The sequence below is a fragment of the Vibrio sp. qd031 genome, assembly GCF_002100145.1.
Classification (GTDB): Bacteria; Pseudomonadota; Gammaproteobacteria; order Enterobacterales; family Vibrionaceae; genus Vibrio.
On the sequence record NZ_JXQD01000025.1, the window covers coordinates 748,258 to 770,826 of the forward strand.

General features: G+C 44.6%; 21 protein-coding genes. 11 read left to right on the forward strand and 10 right to left on the reverse strand.

Annotated features, from left to right (window positions below):
* Window positions 1-53: 53 nt before the first annotated feature.
* Together ST37_RS15335 and ST37_RS15340 are read right to left on the reverse strand one after the other, a co-directional pair.
* On the reverse strand, window positions 54-746 hold the full coding sequence (locus tag ST37_RS15335; protein WP_084887919.1) for a DUF2786 domain-containing protein: 693 nt from the start codon (window positions 744-746) through the stop codon (window positions 54-56).
* A gap of 241 nt (window positions 747-987) precedes the next feature.
* Complete coding sequence (locus tag ST37_RS15340; protein ID WP_084887921.1) at window positions 988-1,665, reverse strand: DUF3334 family protein; 678 nt, start codon at window positions 1,663-1,665, stop codon at window positions 988-990.
* 204 nt (window positions 1,666-1,869) lie between these two features.
* Between ST37_RS15340 and ST37_RS15345 the strand changes: the two genes are divergently transcribed.
* A complete protein-coding gene (locus ST37_RS15345; protein ID WP_084887924.1) occupies window positions 1,870-4,914 on the forward strand; it encodes an FAD-binding and (Fe-S)-binding domain-containing protein in 3,045 nt (1,014 codons plus the stop codon).
* Between the two features lie 57 nt (window positions 4,915-4,971).
* On the opposite strand, the gene ST37_RS15350 is transcribed toward ST37_RS15345, so the two are convergent.
* Entirely contained in the window at window positions 4,972-5,685 is a 714-nt protein-coding gene (locus ST37_RS15350) for a DUF3581 family protein (protein WP_084887925.1), read from the reverse strand.
* Window positions 5,686-5,959: 274 nt separating this feature from the next.
* Here ST37_RS15350 and thrS point away from each other — a divergent pair, with 274 nt between their 5' ends.
* The 6 genes from thrS (at window position 5,960) to ST37_RS15380 (ending at window position 10,386) form a co-directional block, all read left to right on the forward strand.
* Window positions 5,960-7,888: a threonine--tRNA ligase gene (gene thrS, locus ST37_RS15355; RefSeq protein ID WP_084887927.1), complete on the forward strand. Its 1,929-nt coding sequence runs from the start codon at window positions 5,960-5,962 to the stop codon at window positions 7,886-7,888.
* Between the two features lie 3 nt (window positions 7,889-7,891).
* Window positions 7,892-8,443 (forward strand): translation initiation factor IF-3, encoded by a 552-nt coding sequence (gene infC, locus ST37_RS15360; RefSeq protein ID WP_084887929.1) that lies wholly within the window; start codon window positions 7,892-7,894, stop codon window positions 8,441-8,443.
* A 102-nt stretch (window positions 8,444-8,545) separates the two neighbouring features.
* Window positions 8,546-8,740 carry a 50S ribosomal protein L35 gene (gene rpmI / locus ST37_RS15365; protein WP_019275792.1) on the forward strand — a complete coding sequence of 65 codons (195 nt, stop codon included), beginning with the start codon at window positions 8,546-8,548 and terminating at the stop codon, window positions 8,738-8,740.
* Between the two features lie 39 nt (window positions 8,741-8,779).
* Window positions 8,780-9,133 (forward strand): 50S ribosomal protein L20, encoded by a 354-nt coding sequence (gene rplT / locus ST37_RS15370; protein WP_084887931.1) that lies wholly within the window; start codon window positions 8,780-8,782, stop codon window positions 9,131-9,133.
* Between the two features lie 162 nt (window positions 9,134-9,295).
* Window positions 9,296-9,994: a DUF2807 domain-containing protein gene (locus tag ST37_RS15375; protein WP_084887934.1), complete on the forward strand. Its 699-nt coding sequence runs from the start codon at window positions 9,296-9,298 to the stop codon at window positions 9,992-9,994.
* A gap of 17 nt (window positions 9,995-10,011) precedes the next feature.
* On the forward strand, window positions 10,012-10,386 hold the full coding sequence (locus tag ST37_RS15380) for a DUF1801 domain-containing protein (protein WP_084887936.1): 375 nt from the start codon (window positions 10,012-10,014) through the stop codon (window positions 10,384-10,386).
* 76 nt (window positions 10,387-10,462) lie between these two features.
* Here the strand turns inward: ST37_RS15380 and ST37_RS15385 are convergent, their stop codons facing one another.
* Window positions 10,463-11,533 (reverse strand): PQQ-dependent sugar dehydrogenase, encoded by a 1,071-nt coding sequence (locus ST37_RS15385; protein ID WP_084887938.1) that lies wholly within the window; start codon window positions 11,531-11,533, stop codon window positions 10,463-10,465.
* Window positions 11,530-12,573 (reverse strand): DUF3080 family protein, encoded by a 1,044-nt coding sequence (locus ST37_RS15390; protein ID WP_084887940.1) that lies wholly within the window; start codon window positions 12,571-12,573, stop codon window positions 11,530-11,532. The genes ST37_RS15385 and ST37_RS15390 overlap by 4 nt, the downstream gene beginning before the upstream one ends.
* A 307-nt stretch (window positions 12,574-12,880) precedes the next feature.
* Here ST37_RS15390 and pheS point away from each other — a divergent pair, with 307 nt between their 5' ends.
* The 4 genes from pheS (at window position 12,881) to ST37_RS15410 (ending at window position 17,709) form a co-directional block, all read left to right on the forward strand.
* The gene (gene pheS / locus ST37_RS15395; protein WP_084887942.1) at window positions 12,881-13,864 is read left to right on the forward strand and encodes a phenylalanine--tRNA ligase subunit alpha; all 984 of its coding nucleotides are present in this window, start codon (window positions 12,881-12,883) and stop codon (window positions 13,862-13,864) included.
* Window positions 13,865-13,882: 18 nt separating this feature from the next.
* Window positions 13,883-16,270: a phenylalanine--tRNA ligase subunit beta gene (gene pheT, locus ST37_RS15400; RefSeq protein WP_084887943.1), complete on the forward strand. Its 2,388-nt coding sequence runs from the start codon at window positions 13,883-13,885 to the stop codon at window positions 16,268-16,270.
* A gap of 420 nt (window positions 16,271-16,690) precedes the next feature.
* Window positions 16,691-16,981, forward strand: coding sequence for an integration host factor subunit alpha (gene ihfA / locus ST37_RS15405; RefSeq protein WP_084887945.1), 291 nt, complete (start codon window positions 16,691-16,693; stop codon window positions 16,979-16,981).
* Window positions 16,982-17,052: 71 nt separating this feature from the next.
* Window positions 17,053-17,709, forward strand: coding sequence for a thiopurine S-methyltransferase (locus ST37_RS15410; protein WP_084887947.1), 657 nt, complete (start codon window positions 17,053-17,055; stop codon window positions 17,707-17,709).
* 53 nt (window positions 17,710-17,762) lie between these two features.
* Here ST37_RS15410 and purT read toward each other — a convergent pair whose 3' ends face one another.
* The 5 genes from purT to sbcB all read right to left on the reverse strand — a co-directional run bounded on the left by purT (window position 17,763) and on the right by sbcB (window position 22,530).
* On the reverse strand, window positions 17,763-18,938 hold the full coding sequence (gene purT, locus ST37_RS15415) for a formate-dependent phosphoribosylglycinamide formyltransferase (protein ID WP_084887949.1): 1,176 nt from the start codon (window positions 18,936-18,938) through the stop codon (window positions 17,763-17,765).
* 133 nt (window positions 18,939-19,071) lie between these two features.
* Complete coding sequence (gene cdd / locus ST37_RS15420) at window positions 19,072-19,959, reverse strand: cytidine deaminase (protein ID WP_084888158.1); 888 nt, start codon at window positions 19,957-19,959, stop codon at window positions 19,072-19,074.
* 103 nt (window positions 19,960-20,062) lie between these two features.
* The gene (locus ST37_RS15425) at window positions 20,063-20,743 is read right to left on the reverse strand and encodes an LrgB family protein (RefSeq protein WP_084887951.1); all 681 of its coding nucleotides are present in this window, start codon (window positions 20,741-20,743) and stop codon (window positions 20,063-20,065) included.
* Window positions 20,743-21,102 (reverse strand): CidA/LrgA family protein, encoded by a 360-nt coding sequence (locus tag ST37_RS15430; RefSeq protein WP_084887953.1) that lies wholly within the window; start codon window positions 21,100-21,102, stop codon window positions 20,743-20,745. The genes ST37_RS15425 and ST37_RS15430 overlap by 1 nt, the downstream gene beginning before the upstream one ends.
* Before the next feature lie 12 nt (window positions 21,103-21,114).
* Window positions 21,115-22,530, reverse strand: a complete 1,416-nt coding sequence (gene sbcB, locus ST37_RS15435; RefSeq protein WP_084887955.1) for an exodeoxyribonuclease I — start codon at window positions 22,528-22,530, stop codon at window positions 21,115-21,117.
* Window positions 22,531-22,569 lie beyond the last annotated feature (39 nt).

A 22,569-nucleotide genomic window follows, 5' to 3' on the forward strand; every position in this document is an offset into this window, starting at 1 on the left:
CAGCTTTTACATTTGTTACAGTGCTGTTAATGGGTGGTGATTACTCGTTACAATTAAGACCCATTACCAAGCCTTTTACGAGCTTGTTCACCTTGTACACCTCGGCTTACCGATACAGTACGTCCTTTTTTGAGTCCCTTTTCATAATCTTCAGTGATGTTTTTCATTGCTTCATATAACTGTTTTTTGAACGTCTCTCTATCGATATTTTTAAACTCTTTATCAATGTAGTTGTTGATCTTGTTTTGAGAGTCGTCATCAGGCGCGATAACAGGGAGTTTTTCTAACGCGCCTTCAATCCAGCCAGATAAAAATGAATTCACTCGTTTAGTGACTTCTGCATTACTGGTACCAGTACCCTGGAAACCATTGCGGAATTGTCCAGTCTGCTGATTCATTTCGCGATAAACGATATCAAAAGCAAACGCGGCAAAAATGGCGCGGTCAGCTTCACCAATAAATTCAACGCGTTTTAGGCCTTTATGGTTGACCAGAACGGCTTCAACGCCAAATCGAGTATTGATTCCACGGATAATGCGCAATATGGACTCGCCGACTGAAGCGGGCAGCAAATGGGACGATTGCGTTTTTCCCATCTTAATAAACTCAATGTCGTCCTTATCGAGACCATATTTGAGCATTAAGCTATGCGCCATCTTAATTGCATTGGCGGCTTCGTTAACGTTGGCCGAATTACCTAACTCTAGGCACTTGGCAATTTTCTTCAACGCGCGTCGCTTGTCCATACTTATCCTCTTAATTTTAAGGGGGCATATGTTACCAAATTTCCTTGTGATCAATCAAAAAAAGCTTTGGATAATTACGGAGAAATGACCACTTCCCGCATAACTGTATGTATATACAGTTATGCGAGTGCTTGTACAAAAGTGTCGGTGAATTGGGCAATAATGGATGTTACGGCAGATAAATGCGTACTGTTTGGAAACAAAAAAGGCCGCTTATGCGGCCTTTAAAACGGGTTTGTAACTATATACCAAGCGAATCAAGAAGGTCGTCAGTGACTGCGTCGCTAACACTTTCGTTTTTGGTGTTTTTGCTTCGATTCTGTTCTTGGTCGAGAATATCATCTGGGTCCGTATCACCCTCAATTTCAAACTCTTCAAGTTGAATAAACTCGGTTTTATCCATAGCAAGTTCGAGGTAGAAGATGTTGTTTTGCTCGGTGGTAAAGGTAACACGTCGAGCTTGTGGGCGGTCTAGATTGGTATCAACCGACAACAACACTTGCTTATTGATCGACAGCATTTTTGGTTGATTCTGCGTGATATTGGTTTGCAACTCTTTACGTATCTTGTTTGTAAAATTACCCACTAACTGGTTCATAAGTTCGCCGAGTACATCGCCAACTTCATCAGAGGTATGCAAAATAGCAAGTTCTTCTTCCGGCATCCCCATATTGCGCATGTAATTGGTATAGATTTCTAGGGCCGCTTGCGAGGTAAAGTTAATCACTACCAGGCCAGAAAACCCACCGTCGAACAAAACAAAACAGCCAAAATCTGGTTTGAGACTCGTCTTGTTAATTTTTTGCACCATCGCCGAATAGTTTACCATCGAACTGGTGGCTGAAGTGAGTACCTGTGATACTGACTGACAGAGTTTGAGTAAAATATCCTCTGTCGTCACAACTTTATTCTTGCGCATTTAAATCGTCCTTATTTAGTACCCCTAGGGTATACCGTACATGGTATTTTATATTTCAGAGATGACAAGTGTTTTTTAACCGCTAATTGTTGAGAATGCGTGTTGAACTAAAAAACAGATAAGGTAAAGTGATTCAATACACCCATTTGAATGTTTATGCGGTTACATTCACTGTTCCCGCACAGAACAAAGGCAAGGAACGCAATGATACCAAGACTCGATACTCAAGCTTCTATCGATTCTAGCACTCTAGATTATTTGTCTCAGTTAGAGCAGCAAGGCTTTACCGGTGATATCGAAAAAAGTTACTCCAGTAGGTTGGCTGTCTCAACTGATAACAGTGTTTATCAGCAGCTGCCGAGCGCGGTGTTGTTACCCCGTACGACAGACGACATCTCTTTAATCACTCGTCTTGCCAACACCACACCATTTAGCAATATCCGCTTTAGCGCACGAGGTGGTGGTACAGGAACCAACGGGCAATCGCTAACACCGGGCATTATTGTTGACTTGTCTCGACATATGAACAAAGTTCTCGAGATCAACACCGAAGAGGGTTGGGTTCGCGTACAAACAGGCGTTATTAAAGACCAGTTGAATGATGCCGTGCGAGACGCCGGATTCTTTTTCTCGCCCGATTTATCGACCAGTAACCGTGCCACCATCGGTGGGATGATCAATACCGATGCATCGGGGCAGGGGTCACTAAAGTATGGCAAGACGTCTGATCATGTTTTATCACTTCAGGCCGTTTTTGCTGATGGCTCCATATTTGAAACAGATGGTTCTCAAGGTCTGCCTAAAGCCGACTCTTTTGCAGAGCAGGCGGTTACCGTTTCTGAGTCGGTCTGCCGTGAGAACCGCGAGTTAATCATCGACAAATTTCCCGATCTAAACCGATTTTTAACCGGATATGATCTAAAGAATTCATTGACGGATACGGGCAAGTTCGATTTTACCCGCATTTTGTGTGGCGCCGAAGGCTCGCTAGCAATATTGACGGAGGCAACACTCAATTTAACGCCTATTCCCAAAAAGCGTGTACTGATTAATATCAAATACGACAGCTTTGATTCTGCGTTGCGTCATGCTCCTTTTATGGTCGAGGCTAAGGCACTGTCGGTTGAGACCATTGATTCAAAAGTCCTTAACCTCGCCAAACAAGATATCGTTTGGAATACAGTAAGTCAGTTAATCACCGATGTTCCCAATGCCGACATGAAGGGCATTAACATGGTCGAATTTGCGGGTGAATCTAGTGATGAGGTTGATGCTGACGTTGCGCGTTTGCTATCGCAACTCGACATCAAATTAAAGCAAGGAACAGATAGTATTATCGGCTACCAAGTATGTGACAGTGTCACAGATATCGGTAAGATCTATGGAATGCGTAAAAAAGCGGTTGGGCTGTTAGGGGCAACTAAAGGCGCAGCAAAACCTGTTGCGTTTGCAGAAGACACCTGTGTACCACCAGAAAATCTAGCCGACTTCATTTCCGAGTTCAGGCAGCTTCTCGATAGCCACAATTTGTATTACGGAATGTTTGGTCATGTGGATGCGGGTGTGCTTCATGTGCGTCCTGCATTAGATATGTGCGACCCTGCTCAAGAAGCGCTGATGCACCGTTTATCGGACGAGGTGGTTAAGCTTGTGTCGAAATACGGTGGCCTAATGTGGGGCGAGCACGGTAAAGGATATCGTTCAGAATACGGTCCGGAGTTTTTTGGTGAACAATTATTTGAACAACTTCGGCGCGTAAAGTCTGCGTTCGACCCACTTAATAAAATGAATCCTGGCAAAATTTGCACGCCACTTGATAGCAGCGATAGTTTAGTCAAAGTGAGCGACAACAAAAGGGGTTACTTTGACCGACAGATTCCAATCAATGTACGAGACAGTTTTCACCAAGCGTTAGAGTGCAATGGTAATGGGTTGTGTTTTAACTATGATACGTCATCGCCCATGTGCCCTTCGATGAAAGTAACCTATGACCGTAGACACTCTCCAAAAGGACGAGCAGGTCTTGTTAGGGAATGGCTCAGACAACTCAATGAACAAGGCATCGATATTCTTGATCTAGAGAAGCAAACCCTTGATCGTACAACGTCGGTTAAAACGCTCATAGATAGAGTTAGGCACAGTTTGAACAAGCGACACCACAACGACTTTTCTCATGAAGTCTACGAGGCAATGAACGGTTGTCTTGCGTGTAAAGCTTGTGCAAGCCAATGCCCAATCAAAGTGGATGTGCCTAGTTTTCGGTCTCGGTTCTTAAATCTTTACCACTCACGCTACCAGCGACCGGCCAAAGACTACCTAGTGGCCAATATTGAACACTTACTGCCGCTTATGGCTACCTTGCCTAAAGTTGTAAACGGTGTGCTGTCTAGTCGTTGGGTGAATCAGTTAATCAAATCCACGGTCGGTTATGTCGATACTCCGCACTTGACCTATCCGACGCTTGCTACCCGGTTGTCCATGCTACCGTTACCTGAGTTTAACTTGGCACAGTTGGCTAAATTAAGTCAGCAGCAAAAAGACAAACACGTGTTGATCGTACAGGATCCATTTACCAGTTATTACGACGGGCAAGTCGTTGAGGCGTTTGTTGAGCTGGCCATTAAACTAGGAATCACTCCCGTAGTGCTGCCATTTAAACCCAATGGTAAAGCACAACACATTAAAGGATTCTTAAAGCAATTTAGTAAAACCGCTCGTTCTACTGGAGAGTTTTTAGCTGAAGTTGCTGAGGTTGGCATTCCTATGGTAGGTGTTGACCCAGCGCTGGTACTTTGTTACCGCGATGAATATTCTGAGATAGAACATTCCAACCATGAAAGCTTTGATGTGCTAACCGCGCACGAGTGGCTATTGCCTCGTTTAGAGTCAGGGCTGATTGATGCCCCTCAAGTTGAAGGATGTAAGCAACCTTGGTATTTGTTAGCACATTGCACAGAGAAGACGATGTTGCCAAACGCAGAGAAAGAGTGGGGCACTATCTTCAAGCACTTCAATGCTTGTTTTAAAGCGATACCCGTTGGGTGTTGTGGCATGGCGGGAACCTTTGGCCATGAGCAAGATAAACTAGGGATGTCGAAAGACATTTTTGCACTCAGTTGGGGGCCGACAATAGAAAAACATGACTCAGACCGGATCATGGCAACAGGCTATTCATGTCGAAGCCAAGCAAAACGATTTTCAGACGTCAAGCCATTACACCCAGTTGAAGTACTTAACTCCCTAAGTTAAGACACAAATAAGCCAACGTTAGCGTTGGCTTTTTTTATCCCGTAGCGTAACGATTCGTTAAGCTACGTCTAGGTAACGGCTTTTAAGTTGATTGAACTTATCCACTAATAATTGGATCCCAGCCTCGTCAAAATCGACCAAGCCACTGGCAACCATGTTTTTGGTGCCGTACCCAACTATTTTACCATTTTCGACAAAATCAAAATTAAGCATAACGTGTCCACGTTTGCCTTTGACTTCCATAGATGCCCCCGTGAAATTTACTTTAGGGTTAACAATATCTAAGTGAACAAACTCAACTTCCATATGCTGATACATCACTAATGGCCGCGCAATGTTGATCATCTTTCCTTGCTCACGCATTAGCGGAACCATAATGTGAGGAAAGTTCATACCAGAAAATGCTACGTACGTTTTAACCACTTTTTCGATCAAAGCTTGGTCATGACTAAGCTCACCGGATTGAGTCATTTCAAGGTAGACTTTCTGATTTTCGTCGGTCAATAACGAGGTGTTGTTGCATTGCTTCGCAAGCTGAATATTCGTTGTCTCGTTAACCATCCCTGCAAAATTAAACGCCATTTTTTGAGATAGGCCATTTTTATGCAGTAGAAAAGCAAACAATAAATCGCCTGGTACGCAAAATCGTTTGTTATCTACATCATGAATAGGGTTGAAGTCACCCGCGATGGTCTTGGCAAAGTCACTGGCTTGCTGGCGAGTAAATCGAACTGCCTGATTTTCGTCCGTGTAATAGTTGTCGAGGTACATATCTACTTAATATCAAAGGTGTATTGTGCTGAGTATACCTCAGCTAACTATTTAATTGGTCGATCCAGTAAAAATAACCATTAATGCTTTTGCTAGAAACTGGACAATTCATTGTTATTTAATACAAACCAAGTACAATACCGCGTTCGCTGTCTGTGCATTGGTATTTGTACGTAAAACAGCGTCGCTATCACGCAGCCATTCACCCAATTAAGCTGCATATTAATAAAACACGTCTTGCTTAGTATGCAAGACCACTGTAATAGGACATAACATGCCTGTAATTACACTTCCTGACGGCTCTGAACGTCAATTTGAAAACCCTGTTTCTACTCTTGATGTTGCAGCCGATATTGGCCCTGGTTTGGCAAAAGCCACCATTGCGGGTCGAGTCAATGGCGAACGTGTTGACGCGTGCGATTTAATCGAACAAGACGCAGCTTTAGAAATCATCACCGCAAAAGACGAAGTAGACGGTTTAGAGATCGTACGTCACTCTTGTGCACACTTGCTCGGTCATGCGATCAAGCAACTGTATCCTCAAGCAAAAATGGCGATTGGTCCAACCATCGACAACGGTTTTTATTACGACATCGATATGGAAGAGTCTTTGACTGATGAAGACCTTGCCAAAATCGAAAAGCGTATGAAAGAGTTGGCTAAAACGAAATATCAAGTCGTTAAGAAAAAAGTCAGCTGGCAGGAAGCGCGCGATACATTTGAGTCTCGTGGCGAACCTTACAAAATGGAAATCTTAGACGAAAACGTTGCCAAAGACGATCGTCCAGGGTTGTACCATCACGAAGAATACATCGATATGTGTCGTGGTCCACACGTACCGCATATGGGTTTTTGTCAGCACTTTAAATTAATGAATGTAGCTGGCGCATATTGGCGCGGTAATAGCGACAACAAAATGCTGCAGCGTATTTACGGAACCGCTTTCCACGACAAGAAGGCGCTAAAAGCACACATTGTGCGTTTAGAAGAAGCGGCAAAACGCGATCACCGTAAAATCGGTAAGCACTTAGACCTATTCCACATGCAACAAGAAGCACCAGGTATGGTTTTCTGGCATCACAATGGATGGTCTATTTTCCGCGATTTAGAAGTTTTCGTGCGTGAAAAACTGACGGAATACGATTATCAGGAAGTAAAAGGCCCACTGATGATGGATCGCGTATTGTGGGAACGTTCGGGGCATTGGGACAAATATGGCGACGCTATGTTTACTACTCAGTCTGAGAACCGCGATTACGCCATCAAACCGATGAACTGTCCGGGTCATGTGCAAATCTTTAATCAAGGTCTTAAGTCATACCGTGATCTGCCGCTTCGTATGGCCGAATTTGGTTCGTGTCACCGTAATGAACCTTCTGGTGCATTACACGGTATTATGCGCGTACGTGGCTTCACACAGGACGATGCTCACATCTTCTGTACTGAAAGCCAGATTCAAGACGAAGTGACCTCTTGCATAAAGATGGTCTACGATACCTACAACACATTCGGTTTTGACAACATCGTTGTTAAGCTGTCAACACGTCCTGAAAAACGTGTAGGCTCGGATGAGATTTGGGACCGTTCTGAAGACGCTCTACAACAATCTCTTAAAGCGATGGACATCCCTTTTGAAATTCAAGAAGGTGAGGGGGCGTTCTACGGACCTAAAATTGAATTTACTTTGTATGATTGTCTCGATCGTGCGTGGCAATGTGGTACAGTGCAGCTCGACTTCAATTTGCCGGGCCGTTTAGGCGCGTCATACGTAGACGAAAACAACGAACGCCAAGTTCCGGTGATGATTCACCGCGCTATTTTGGGTTCATTAGAGCGTTTTATCGGTATTTTGATCGAAGACTACGCAGGCTTCTTCCCAACCTGGTTAGCGCCAGAACAGGCTGTGATTTTAAATATCACGCAAAAACAAGAAGCATATGTAGCTGAAATAGCGAAAAAACTGCAAAAAAGTGGAATTAGAGCCAAAGCGGACTTGAGAAATGAGAAGATTGGCTTTAAAATCCGCGAACACACTTTGAAGCGTGTGCCGTACATGTTGGTTTGTGGTGACCAAGAAATGGAAGCCGGAGAAATCGCAGTACGTACTCGTAAAGGTAAAGATCTCGGCAAGTTTAAAGTGGATGATTTTATCTCATACATCCAAGACGAGATTGCTAGCCGTAAGCTCAATCTGGAGGAATAAGCTATTAAAGGCGGAAGACGTGGCCAAGCGCCAGTTAAGCAAAACCCACACCGTTTAAACGGTGAAATCCGTGGCGTTAAAGAAGTTCGTTTAACGGGTGCAGATGGTGAACCTGTAGGTATCGTTTCTATTCAAGAAGCGGTAGCAACAGCCGAAGAAGCAGGAATGGATCTAGTAGAGATCAGTCCAAATGCGGAGCCACCTGTATGTCGCGTAATGGACTACGGCAAGTTCCTCTTTGAGAAGAGCAAAGCTGCTAAAGAGCAGAAGAAGAAGCAAAAGCAGATTCAGATTAAGGAAGTTAAATTCCGACCTGGAACTGATATTGGAGACTATCAGGTAAAACTACGCAACCTGACGCGTTTCCTAGAAGACGGCAACAAAGTGAAGGTAACAATTCGCTTCCGTGGCCGCGAAATGGCTCACCAAGAGATCGGTGTTGACGTTCTAAACCGTTTGAAAGTCGATACAGCAGAACTCGCTGTTGTAGAATCTTTCCCAACGCGTATAGAAGGTCGTCAGATGATCATGGTGTTGGCCCCCAAAAAGAAGTAACAAACGGCCTGCAAGTAGTATAGCCCTGCAGCTTTAAGTTGTAGGGTTTTATTCGCCCTAGTTACATGTTGTTTAATTAATCACAATGCGGAGTTATTCATCATGCCTAAGATGAAAACCAACAAAGGTGCTGCTAAGCGTTTCAAGAAAACTGCTGGTGGAATCAAATTTAAGCACGCTACAAAACGTCACATCCTGACCAAGCGTACGACTAAGAACAAGCGTCAGCTTCGTCCAAATGCAATCCTTCCTAAATGTGAAGTGGCTGCAGTTGTTCGTATGATGCCATACGCTTAATCTTTTTAGTTATCAATCGTTTAGTTTAGGAGAGACATAATGCCTCGCGTAAAACGTGGTGTACAAGCTCGTGCACGTCATAAGAAAGTTCTAAAACAAGCTAAAGGTTACTACGGAGCACGTTCACGTGTTTATCGTGTAGCTTTCCAGGCGGTAACTAAAGCGGGTCAATACGCTTACCGTGACCGTCGCAACAAGAAACGTCAATTCCGTCAATTGTGGATTGCACGTATCAATGCTGCAGCTCGTCAAAATGGTCTATCTTACAGCCGTTTCATTAACGGTCTTAAGAAAGCGTCTATCGAAATCGATCGTAAGATCCTTGCCGATATCGCTGTATTCGACAAAGCAGCATTTGCTGTTCTAGTTGAGAAGGCTAAAGCAGCTCTGTAATAGAACGCTTTAAGACTTTATAAAGGAGGCCTCGGCCTCCTTTTTTATTGCCAAAAATTGTCGTCAAATCCAACGAAAAGAACGATTTAGATAAACAACACTGGCCTTTTAATACAATTCAAAGACATAATAGAACCACTTATTAAAGAGTGGGGTGTTGTAATGAAAAAATGGATTGGCCTATTGTCGTTAGCTGTTGTTGCTGGATGCAGTAGCGTAGGGGACGGTGAAGTAACGACTGAAAAAGTCACTCTGGACGCCTTTGACACCATGCAAATTACCACACCCATAGATACCTATATTACGGTTAGCCCAGCACATACTAATGGCTTAGATATCGCCATTGACCAAAACTTACAGGGGCAGGTGAGTTACGAGCTTACTGAGGGTATGTTAACCCTTTCGTCAAAAGACAAAATAGAGCCTACCAGCGCCAGTATTTACGCTTCATCCGATACGTTTGATCATCTTGTTTTGGATAAACAAACCCGAGCATGGTTGGCAATACATCAGTTTGACGACTTTACTATTAGTATTAATGGAACATCCGAACTTAACTTAAGCAAAGTTGAACTCGAAGATTTTACCATCGATGTTGCGGGGCAAGCCGATCTCCACGCAAGAGGAATCGTTAAAAACCTTGTGATCACCATTTCAGGTGCCGGTGACCTAGACTTGAGTGGGCTTAATAGTCACAAAGCGTCAGTCACCATAATTGGCAACGCCAACGTTATTTTAGGTACGGTAAACGATTTGGAAGTACAAATCTCTGGTAGTGGTGATGTGAAATACAAAACTGGCGCTCAAGCAATGGTTCAATCCTATATTTCAGGCGCGGGTCAGGTCACTGCATACAAATAATTGCGAAAGGAATTAAGATGCAATATGACGTAAATTCAGTCAATGACTATCTCGACGCGTTGGAAAGCGATTGGCGCAAAGAAAAATTACTGCAAGTTCGCACATTGTTGATGGAGTGTTTTCCTGAGCTGGAAGAGGGTATTAACTATAAAATGCTTTGTTACCGGTTTAATGATGAACCGGTATTTCACCTGAATGCACAGCAAAAATTTATTGGATTTTACGTCGGCGACATTCAAAAAATCGACCCAACAAACCAAATCGGCGAGCACTTTAATGTTGGAAAGGGGTGTGTTCGTATTAGCAAAACCAAACAAGTTGTTGAAGGCCCTTTCAAAACATTCGTAGTGAACGCGACTGCCCATGTGAAGTCAGGCAAAGACCACAGTTGATAAAGGGCGGTTGCTAAAAACAGATTGTTAGATAACAGGTGTCCACTGTGGTCGCGTTAAAAATCGTCGGTGACGGCTAATTGGGTAAAACTCTGTACAGATTGCCTGAGTCTGTCGAGATATAGAGATAGTCATCAGGCGAGAGGCTAATATCTCGGATCCTTTCCCCTAAATTTTCAAACAGTCGTAGCTCCTCCATAAGCCTTCCATCCACTTGTTTTATCACGCTTACATGCATTAGCTTTAGTGCCCCTGCGAGCCATTTACCGTCTAGATTTGGGTAGCGTTCGCCGGAATAGAAGAACAACGAACCGGGTGCGATTGATGGTGTATAAACCAATTCAGGCTCTTGCATGCCAGGGGGGGAGGTGGAGTCTCCTACCGATATTGGTCCCCAATATTCTTTGCCTTGCGATACTTCCGGCCAGCCATAGTTGGAGCCTAAGGTAATTTTATTCACTTCGTCTCCGCCTCTGGGGCCATGCTCAATTGCCCAAATCTGACCATCATTGTCACGAGCGATACCTTGAGGGTTTCGATGGCCGTAACTGTATATTTCTGGAAGTGCCTGCTCGCTAAAAAAGTTTGATGCTGGGGACTTGCCGTTGTGATCTAAGCGAATAATCGTCCCATTGTGATTGGAGAGCTGCTGAGCTGCCTCGCGTTCCCCCCTTTCTCCAATGGTCATATAAATATGTTGCTCATCGACGAGTAGCCGGCTTCCAAAATGTCTTCCGCCACTACCTTCCATTGACGCGGTAAAAAGTGTTGTCCAGCCATTCTGCGGTTGTTGTGGGTTAAAAACGGCCAACGCCGTTGCTGCGCCACTATAATTGCTATTACCGTTTTCAGAACTACTGTACGTTAGGTATAACTTTTGGGGGGCAGTTGGCGATAGAGAAAGATCAAGCAGTCCACCTTGACCCGACGTGTAAATATGCTCCGGTACAGGAAGCGATTGATGTGTTTTTGTTGCCAAATCTATCAACAAAATACCGCCATTGCGTTCAGTGACATACGCTTTGGTATCTGAAACGAACTCAACGCTCCAAGGCACCTTGAGACCATCATAGACTTTTTCTAGTTGATACCCATAACTCGGTAGCGCAACACTCATTGCTAATACGGCCAACGCACAGTTTTTCATTCACTTTCCCTTCCCATCAATTGATGCATAGATACGCCACAACGTTCTCTTAACTGCGTCCAGTACTCGACATGCTGTTGCAGGTTGGTTTTAAACCTCTGATAGTGCTCAGTGAGATCCTCACTACCTTGTCTTAATAGAATAGGGTGCTGATAGATTTCGAGCAAGGGGACCACTGAGTGATAATGATGATTCAACTGAGAAAAATAGGGCTGCAACCGTTTAACGTAAAGCTCTGAAAAAATGTTAAGCATGATGGTTATTTGTTCTGACTGTCTTCCAGTCGAACAAAGCACATTTGAATTGTACTGAATCAGCTGTTGGTTGATTTGCTCTAGCCATTGATTGGTAAAGTGCAGTGAATACAGTAGCTCACCGATATGCCGGTTTTTCTCTAGTTGCTCTTGATAGGCAACGGCCGTGAACTGAAGCGGCAGGTCTTTCTGTTCATACCCAATGATTAACTCATCAAACACCTTAGCAAGATCGCGATAAAACTGATTAGCAGGCGCACTATCAACGGATAACCACTGCTCACTATAGCGCTGTTTGTGACCCGCTTCGGAGTAAAACAAGGCATTGTTAATATGCAGTGGTAGCTGTTTCCATTTTTCGTTAACAATATTCTTAAGTTTATTCGTCAGCTCTGGCGTCAGGTCGCGCCCCTTAATGCACCTCTCTAGACCAATGAGAACGTTGACTTGATAATCAAGATTCCGAAATGGATCTTGTACTTTTCCTAAAGCGTCATTGTGCAGATACACCATTTCGAGTAAATCGCATTTTCGTAACTGAGTTGATTCAATAATACCAATAGTTAACCGCTCTACCGGTTGATAAAACGTCCGTCTGCTCGGGGAGATAAATGGCTTGAATTCCCATTCGATGATTTTAGCGTTTTGAACTCGCGCTATTCTATGTAAGTAGTCTTTAAGGTCATTCTGTGGCGATTTTTGAACCAGATTAATCACGAGAAGGGCTACAGGCATAACAAATGCTGCGAGGATCATAGCAAGTAACAGTTGCTGTTTCTTTTTCACCTATTCCTCCGTTCTAAATCGGACGTTTGTATGAGTATACGCAAGCATCCAATGTACAGTTCAATTATCATCATTTGTGAGCGTTAATTGCGCGTTTGCGTGAGTGATAACTCTCATATTTACCGCTAATTACCATTTCTTATCATTAGCCTTTGAATCCGCATATAAATTTTCGTTAAACCCTGATTTCAGTTTGGATTTCCAGATGTCTTTCGTTACTATGTAGGGCTATATAAAAACCCAGATTCCGTCAGGGATCACTACCCAAAACTTGACCAACGCTTAGATTTGGTTAACTGAGGAAACGATGCAACATCTACAAGAGATTATTGCTAATGCGAACACTGCGATTGAAAGCGCAGACTCGTTAGTCGCACTGGATGAAGTGCGGGTACAGTACCTAGGCAAAAAAGGCGAGCTAACGGCTCAGCTACAAAGCTTGGGTAAATTACCACCAGAAGAGCGCCGTACAGCCGGTCAAGAGATCAACAAAGCGAAAGGTGTCGTACAGCAAGCCATCGCCGCTCGTAAAGACGCTTTGCAGCGCGCCGAATTAGAAGCAAAACTAGCCGCAGAAACCATTGACGTTACCTTGCCTGGTCGTCGCATTGAAAATGGTGGACTTCACCCAGTGACTCGTACCGTCGAACGTATTGAGCAATTTTTCGGTGAGCTTGGCTTTCAAACTGAATCTGGTCCAGAAATTGAAGATGCATTCCACAACTTCGATGCATTAAATATCGCAGAAGATCACCCAGCACGTACCGATCACGATACTTTTTTCTTCAATCCTGATCTCATGCTTCGTACGCATACCTCTGGTGTGCAAATTCGTACGATGGAAAACGGCAAGCCTCCGTTCCGCTTTATTGCGCCAGGCCGCGTATATCGTAACGATTACGACCAAACTCATACACCAATGTTCCATCAGGTAGAAGGTATGTTGGTAGACGAAAACGTCAACTTTGCACAGCTAAAAGGCATCCTAAATGACTTTTTGTGTAATTTCTTTGAAGAAGAAGTTGAGATTCGATTCCGTCCTTCTTACTTCCCATTTACTGAGCCTTCAGCAGAAGTTGACGTAAAAGGGAAAAACGGTAAATGGCTAGAGGTCCTTGGCTGTGGCATGGTTCACCCGAACGTATTGCGCAGTGTAGGCATCGACGCTGAGAAATACTCTGGTTTTGCATTCGGAATGGGTGTAGAGCGTTTAACCATGCTTCGTTATGGTGTCAACGATCTGCGTGCATTCTTCGAAAACGATCTTCGTTTCCTTAAACAATTCAAGTAATCCAGAGGGTTCATCACAATGAAATTCAGCGAATTATGGCTTCGTGAGTGGGTAAACCCTTCAGTATCTACTGACGAACTTACACACCAAATTACTATGGCCGGTCTAGAAGTAGACGATGTATTGCCTGTTGCTGGCACTTTTACTGGTGTTAAAGTAGGTAAAGTTGTCGAATGCGGTCAACATCCAGACGCCGATAAACTTCGAGTAACAAAAATCGATGTGGGTGAGGAAGAACTTCTCGACATCGTCTGTGGCGCTCCAAACTGTCGCCAAGGAATCAAAGTGGCGGTTGCCACAGTCGGGGCAGTCTTGCCTGGCGATTTCAAAATCAAAAAAGCAAAACTTCGCGGCCAACCTTCACATGGTATGCTTTGCTCTTTCAGTGAGCTTGGCATTGACGTTGAATCAGACGGCATCATGGAGCTAAGCGATACTGCAGAGATCGGCAAAGATTTCCGTGACTTCCTTGAGCTTAACGACGTGACGGTCGACGTTGATCTAACCGCAAACCGTGCTGACTGCTTTAGTATTCGCGGACTGGCTCGTGAAGTCGGCGTGTTAAACCGTGCAGACGTGACAGAGCCAGCTTTTGAACACGCGGTTAACACCCTTCAAGACACTATTGACATCGATGTACAAGCGCCTGCTGCTTGCCCACGTTATCTTGGTCGAATCGTTAAAAATGTAAACGTGAAAGCGCAATCTCCACTGTGGATGCAAGAAAAACTGCGTCGTTGTGGCATCCGTTCTATTGACGCAGTCGTTGACATCACCAACTACGTATTGCTTGAGCAAGGCCACCCAATGCACGCATTTGATCTTTCTAAGATTGAAGGTGGCGTTGTTGTGCGTATGGCTGAGCAAGATGAAAAACTGACTCTGCTTGATGGCAACGAAGCCAAACTGTCCAGCGATACTCTCGTCATTGCCGACCACAACAAAGCGCTTGCTATTGCGGGTATTTTTGGTGGTGAGCATTCGGGCGTTACGACGGACACTCAAGACATTCTGTTAGAGGCCGCATTCTTTGCACCGGATCAAATTCGTGGCCGAGCACGCAAATATGGGCTGCACACTGACGCCTCTATGCGTTATGAGCGTGGCGTAGATTACTCTCTACAGTATAAAGCGATGGAGCGAGCTACTCAGCTATTGGTTGATATTTGCGGCGGTGACGTTGCGCCTATCGTAGCGGCTGAATCTGATGCAGAACTACCAAAGCCTAATAAAGTTTCACTGCGCCGTGAAAAGCTTGATAGCCTGCTAGGCCATCACATTGCTGACAGTGACGTAGTTGAAATACTAGAGCGTCTTGGTCTAACGGTTTCAACGACCGATACAGGTTGGAGTGCTATCGCGCCGACTTGGCGTTTTGATATTGCTATCGAACAGGATTTGATTGAAGAAGTCGGCCGTATCTACGGTTATGACAACATTCCTAATCAACATCCCGTTGCAGCCCTAACCATGCACAACCACGTTGAAGCCGACATGCCGCTTAAACGCGTGCGCAACTTATTGGTCGATCGCGGTTATCAAGAAGCGATCACCTACAGTTTTGTCGAGCCTGAGCAGCAAAAATTGGTTGTACCCGGTGTTGAACCATTGGTACTGCCTTTCCCAATCTCGGCAGATATGTCCGCGATGCGTCTTGGTCTTATTCAAGGGCTTCTTAATACCGTTGTTCACAATCAAAAACGCCAGCAACCGCGCGTTCGTTTGTTTGAATACGGATTACGTTTCGTTCCTTCGAAGCAAGCTGAAAATGGCATGCAGCAAGAGCCAATGCTCGCGGGTGTTATCGCAGGAACTCGTGGTGAAGAACATTGGGACATCGAAACCAACACTGTTGATTTCTTTGACTTGAAAGGTGACCTTGAAGCTGTTTTAGAATTGACCGCGAACGAGAAAGCGTACTCATTCGCGCCAACCAGTCACCCAGCTTTACACCCAGGTCAATCTGCCGCAATCATCGTAGATGGCCAAGAAGTCGGTGTCATTGGTACTGTTCATCCAGAGCTTGAGCGTAAGTTTGGTCTTAATGGCCGTACTATCGTATTCGAAATCGAATGGTCTGCGATCAACACTAAGGTGATCCCAGAAGCCGTGCAACTGTCTAAGTTCCCTGCTAACCGCCGTGATATTGCTGTTGTTGTCGATGATTCTGTTGCATCAGGTGACATTGTTAAAGCGTGTCTAGAAAATGGCGGCGAGTTCTTGGTTGAAGCCAAACTCTTTGATGTGTACGTCGGCAAAGGAGTAGAAGAGGGTAACAAGAGCCTTGCCATTGCATTAACACTGCAATCTGTAGAGCGTACCCTAGAAGACTCTGATATTGCTGGTGCGGTAAACTCCATAGTCACGCACATCTCTGAGTCCTTTGGTGCATCGCTGCGCGACTAGTAGGTAAAACTAATAGCCCAAGTGACTGAATATAAAGCAGAAGAGGCCCTATTGGGCCTCTTTTTTTATTGTACTAATGACAATTTAGTGTCAATTATCAAATCGCGGCCACTGAATTAAGATTCTGTTAATATGTATTATATTAGTGATATTACCTGCAACTGTATAATATTTACGTCAGATCGTCTATTGCTGTACAAAAAATAAGTAATTTCAAGGTAAGTCACTAATCTAGTTGACAATTTTATTGTGAAAAATATTGGCGAAATTCATTTGTATGGCATACACTTTCTAAAAAGTCGCAATATGTGATTGATAGCAGTAGTGATTTTGACAGTAGCGCTTCTTAACCAAGAGTGTCTGTTCTCAGTATCCACTGCAGCTACAAGATGGTCGAATGTTAACGTTGAGGAATGTTATATGGCGCTCACTAAGGCTGATTTAGCCGAATACCTGTTTGAGAATGTAGGATTAAGCAAACGGGATGCAAAGGATACTGTAGAAGAATTTTTCGAAGAGATTCGTTGCGCGCTAGAGAATGGCGAACAAGTAAAGTTGTCTGGATTTGGTAATTTTGACTTGCGAGACAAAAATGAACGTCCAGGACGTAATCCAAAGACTGGGGAAGATATTCCAATATCCGCAAGAAGGGTTGTTACTTTCCGTCCAGGTCAAAAGCTAAAATCTAGGGTAGAAAGTTTAAAAAAATAGCTTTAAGCTCTTCAATATAAAGGTCACTACGGTGGCCTTTTTTAATCATCGCAAAAAATAAGAAGGGTGCAATGAAGGAACAACAAGACCACGATTTTTGGCATCAAAAATGGGCGTCCAACAAAATTGGTTTTCATCAACTTGAGGTGAACCCACACTTAGAAAAGCACTGGTTTAAAGTAGCACCCACAAAAGAGCAATCGGTTCTCGTCCCATTGTGTGGCAAAAGCGAAGACCTTATATGGTTATCACGATTTCATCATAACGTTATTGGCTGTGAATTGAGCGACATTGCGGTTAAAAGTTTTTTTGCGGAACATTTATATACACCAACAGTCATCACCTTAGACTCGTCACACTCACTGTATGAGTTTGACGAGCTCTCTATCTACGTGGGCGACATTTTTACAGCACCACTAACACCGGTGGATAGAATATACGATCGCGCGGCACTTATAGCGCTTCCTGAAACGCTTCGCATTGAATACTCAAAACGGATGGACCAGCTTTTGGTAAGTGGTGGAAAAATGTTACTCATTACCTTGAGTTACCCACAACACGAAAAGCAAGGCCCTCCATTTTCGGTAGAGCGCCAAGAAATAGAACGACTGTTTAACCACTATACCATCACGTTGATTGACAGTGATGAGAGTGAATTTGAGCTGCAGAAAGCTAAATCCGGTGTTTCACGTTTTAGTGAACAAGTGTGGTTATTAGAAAAGCCTTAAACAAAAGGCCCGAGAGTGTCACTCTCGGGCCTTTTGTTTTGTTGGGTCAGCAACTAGTACTCTATTTTTACTCTGCTGGCGGCCAGTTTCGCAGCATCAACGGCCTCTTCAATACTCTTAGCACGACTGATAGCAACGCCAAGTCTGCGTCTACCATTAATATTGGGTTTACCAAATAAGCGTAATTGGGTTGATGGAACTGAAAGCGCGTTGTCCAATCCGTTATAGCGCAAGTTTTCTGATGTACCTTGCCCCAATATTACCGCAGAAGCCGAAGGGCCATATTGAACGATGTCGCCAATGGGAAAACCAGAGAATGCGCGTACATGCAATGCAAACTCAGACAGCTCTTGAGAGGTTAATGTCACTAAGCCGGTGTCATGCGGTCGAGGAGAGACCTCATTAAAAATAACCTTGTCACCTTTAATGAACAACTCCACTCCAAACAGTCCATAGCCACCCAGAGCGCTGACAATGGCGCCAGCTACTCTCTCAGACTCTGCTTTAGCTGCTGATGACATTTGCTGCGGCTGCCATGACTCGCGATAGTCTCCGTCTTCTTGACGGTGGCCAATAGGCGCACAAAAGTGAATCCCATCGCTGGCGCTTACCGTGAGAAGTGTGATTTCATAGTCAAAATCGATGAACCCTTCAACAATCACACGACCTGCACCTGCACGGCCTCCGTCTTGAGCGTATTGCCAAGCCGCATCGATGTCGTCGACAGACTTAATAACGCTTTGGCCTTTACCAGACGAACTCATTACTGGCTTTACTACGCAAGGGACACCAACGTCGGCAACGGCGGCGTGAAAACTCTCGACGGTATCAGCAAATTGATAAGGAGAGGTCGGCAATTTAAGCTCCTCTGCAGCAAGTCGGCGAATACCTTCTCGATTCATCGTCAGCTTAGTAGCATTTGCTTTAGGAACAACTGTAAATCCCTCGCTTTCGAGATCAACCAGAGTATCGGTCGCTATCGCTTCAACTTCAGGGACAATATAGGCCGGTTGCTCTTTCTCTACCAGCGCACGTATGGCGTTGCCATCTAACATGTCCAAGACTTCTGCTTGATGGGCCACTTGCATAGCGGGTGCGTGTGCATAACTGTCACAAGCGATGACGTAGTACCCTAAACGCTGACACTCAATGGCCACTTCCTTACCTAATTCTCCCGATCCAAGCAGTAAGACTTTTGTTGCGGATACCGATGTTGCCGAGCCAATCATATACACCTCAAATGGTTGTAGAAATTTTCCCTCGCATGATACGGATTTTTACTCTGGACGCAATCGTTTGCTTGTAAACAAAAAAACAAAGGCTGCTTATCATAAGCAGCCTCAGGTGTTTATGTGGTACCAACTAGATATTGGTATAGATAAGAGGGATGTCTGGATCGATTACGTCTAACGTCGCTTGTGTATCAGCAAGATGCGAAATCGCACCACCACTGGCTTCAACAAGCGCTACCGATTGGATATCACTAAATTGAAACCCATGAATGAGAACTTGTGAAAGCGCAACCTGCAATGGCGGCAGAGAAGGGTTAAAGGCGGCATTTTCAGCATACGATCCAATGAAAACTTTACCGTTAGCCAACTCGATTGCGATGCCGCTATGATCACCCGTATAAGGGGCATGACTCATATTAGCCCCATCAACCGCTCGCTGTAACAGTGGGTGTTGTTGGTCCAGAGAATAACCATGAGACGTTGGGTGCATTAACCCCTCTGTAACATTAAGATCTTTTGGCCCAAATGAATCGGGTAAATAATAATGAAGAGGCTGGGCAGCGTGATCAGGTAATTGAATATTAAACTCACTTGCACAATCAAGCTCATTCATGAACTGGCGACAGTGACCGCATGGACTGTAGTTAATGGTGATATTGGTTATTGCTGTTTCGCCTTTTATCCACGCATGGCTAATAGCGGACTGCTCTGCGTGAACCGTTTGACCTAACTGTGCTCCGGTAAATTCCATATTGGCGCCAAAATACAATTTACCGGACTTACCCGTCACGATGGCACCCACATTAAATTTGGAGATGGGTGTGTAAGAAAAAGAGGCAGCCAATGGCAACAAGGCCAACTTTAATTGCGACTCATCCAATCCGGATGCATCGGAAAGGGCTTTCACACTCTGTTTGGCGATTGTGGCATCAAAACCTGGAGCCGTCATTAGGTCACGGACTGGTTGCTGTAGAGCGTTGGGCAACGCTTGGATTATCATTTCTCTTTGAGAGTGCATAGTAAACCTTAAAGGATCGTCGTTTTCGTCAATCATAAGCCATCACAATGCTTTTAATTGCGATCATTTTTGTGAATCTAGTGTCGCTTCACAATGTAATTGATTACATGATTGAGTGTAGCGCAACGGTAAATACTAACGGAGCCAAAATTGAGGTAAATACGCCGCAAAGCACCAGTGCAAGGGAGCTAAACGCAGCATCTTGTTGCGACTTTTCATAACAGGTAGCGGTCCCCAGCGCATGAGATACCGTGCCCATAGTTAAGCCCTTGGCTATTGGGTGGGTTATGTTTAATGCACTAAAAATAGGGTAGGCAAACAGCGCACCAACGATCCCTGCTAATAGTACTAATATCGCAGCAATCGCTGGGACACCACCAAATTGCTCGGCAATTTCCATCGAGATAGCGGTGGTGACAGATTTTCCTAAGATACTCGCAAGCAACGTCTCTTCAGCACCCATAATGACCGCTAACCCTATTGCGCTGGTCATCGCAGCGAGTGAACCGACAAAGCAGCAGGTAGTGATCACTTTCCAATTCTGGCGTATGGCAGGCAGTTGCTCGTAGAGCGGGTAAGCTAAGGCTACAACAGCCGGCCCCAGTAAATGGTTGAGCAGGTCGTTATTGTGATAATAGGTGTGATAGGGGACATTAAACCACAGCAGCAGTGGAATAATAATGGCCATACTTAAGAGCAGCGGGTTGGCAAAAGGCGAGCTTATTTTACTGCATAACCAGCGAACAAAAAAATACACACCAACAGTGACAAAAAGCCAAACCATTATTTTTTACCCACTAGAATTCGTTCTAAAAGTAGAGCCATAATCACCAATACAATTAATGACCCTCCAACCGTACTGACAATGATCATCCAAAAGTTATCGGCTAACGTATCGAGGTGTACCATTAGCCCAACACTGACAGGAACAAACAGTAGAATCATATATTTGATCAACAATGAGGCAGACTTTTCCACCCACACTGGCTTTACCGCACCTGAAACCAGCAAACCAAACAACAGAAGCAAGCCAATTACACTGCCAGGCACCGCTAAGTGCAATACGTGCTGCAACGTATTGCCAATAAATAAGCACAGTACGATGAGTGCCGCCGAGGTAATATATCGAAGGAGTAAATTCACCTATAGCTCTCTTCAGTTTTCGAGTGATTCAATATAATGGCTAACACTCTCAATAAGACCTCGCTTACTTTCGTCGCCATAGTACTGATTGTATAGGGCCTCTAAATTGAATTTATAGTCCGGTAAACGATCGTAAAAATAGTCATAACAGTGTGCTTGCCATTGACGCTGCTCATCTGGCGTCAATGTGTGCGGATAATGCCTAGCTCGATAATGAAACAGCAGTGGGGCGATCCTAGGATCGTCAAACTCAATATCTAGCACTGCCAACTGCTCGGGGGAGGAATGACGAATAATGTCCATTGCAGAGCGCGCCGCAGGACTAAAAAAGCCATCATACAGCTTGCTTTCAACGTCAGATTTTTCTGGGTACTCTTGCTGCTGACTGAACACCCACAATAGTTTCTCTTTTATATCGTGGTTGCTACGAACGATCTCGAGATGTTGCAAACACTGGGCGCGATCGATCCCCAATCGCTCTGCCGCTTGTGGCGTAAGCGTTTTAGGCGGAGCCAAAATAGGGCACTTATTAAGGTGGATCACTTTAACCGGAATAGGGAGATCGTTCCCTAACTCGGAGCGCTTGGTGTATAAGCGAGCCATAATCTCGTCTTCATTTAGAGTCAGCAGTGGCTCAGGATCGTGCGCAAGGTCTACGACAATCAATGCGTTTTTATTGCTAGGGTGCCATGCTATAGGCACAACCCAACTGGTATAGCCTCTTTCACTGCCGAACATACCCGATACGTGGACCAGTGGAGTCTGTTTTACCACATCGACCAATTTGGTCAGTTCATTTTTTGTACGCAGCGACAGCAAGTAATCGAACATTTTTGGTTGAGCGGCTCGAACAATTTTCGCAAGTTCAATCGTTGCAATGACGTCCGCCATTGCGTCGTGCGCATTTTCATGTTCTATGCCATTGGCGGCAGAAAGGTGTTCAAGTTTAAAACTGGGTAACCCATCGTCGTTTTCAGGCCAATTAATTCCTTCTGGGCGTAGGGCGTGCACAGCGCGCATCACATCCAATAAATCCCAACGAGAATTACCGTTTTGCCAGCTCCAACCATAAGGATCAATGAAGTTTCGATAGCAGGTATAACGTGTGACTTCGTCATCAAAGCGGACATTGTTATAGCCTAAGCTAATGGTGTCTGGCTTAGACAGCTCTTGATGGATTTTGTCGATAAATTCCGGTTCTGGTAACCCTTCACGACGCGCTTTTTGTGGCGTGATTTTAGTTAACAATACGGCTTCTGGGCTAGGAAGGTAATCGGTGGGTGGTTGGCAGTAAATGACCAGTGGTTCGCCGATAATATTAAGCTCTGCATCGCAACGGACCCCAGCAAATTGAGAGGGTCTGTCGGTGGCAGGGTTGACACCCCAAGTTTCGTAATCAAAAAAGAAAAACGTTTTTCCGCTGCTCATAACATCAAGCCAGTATTAGATTTTCTTTATTACAGCACC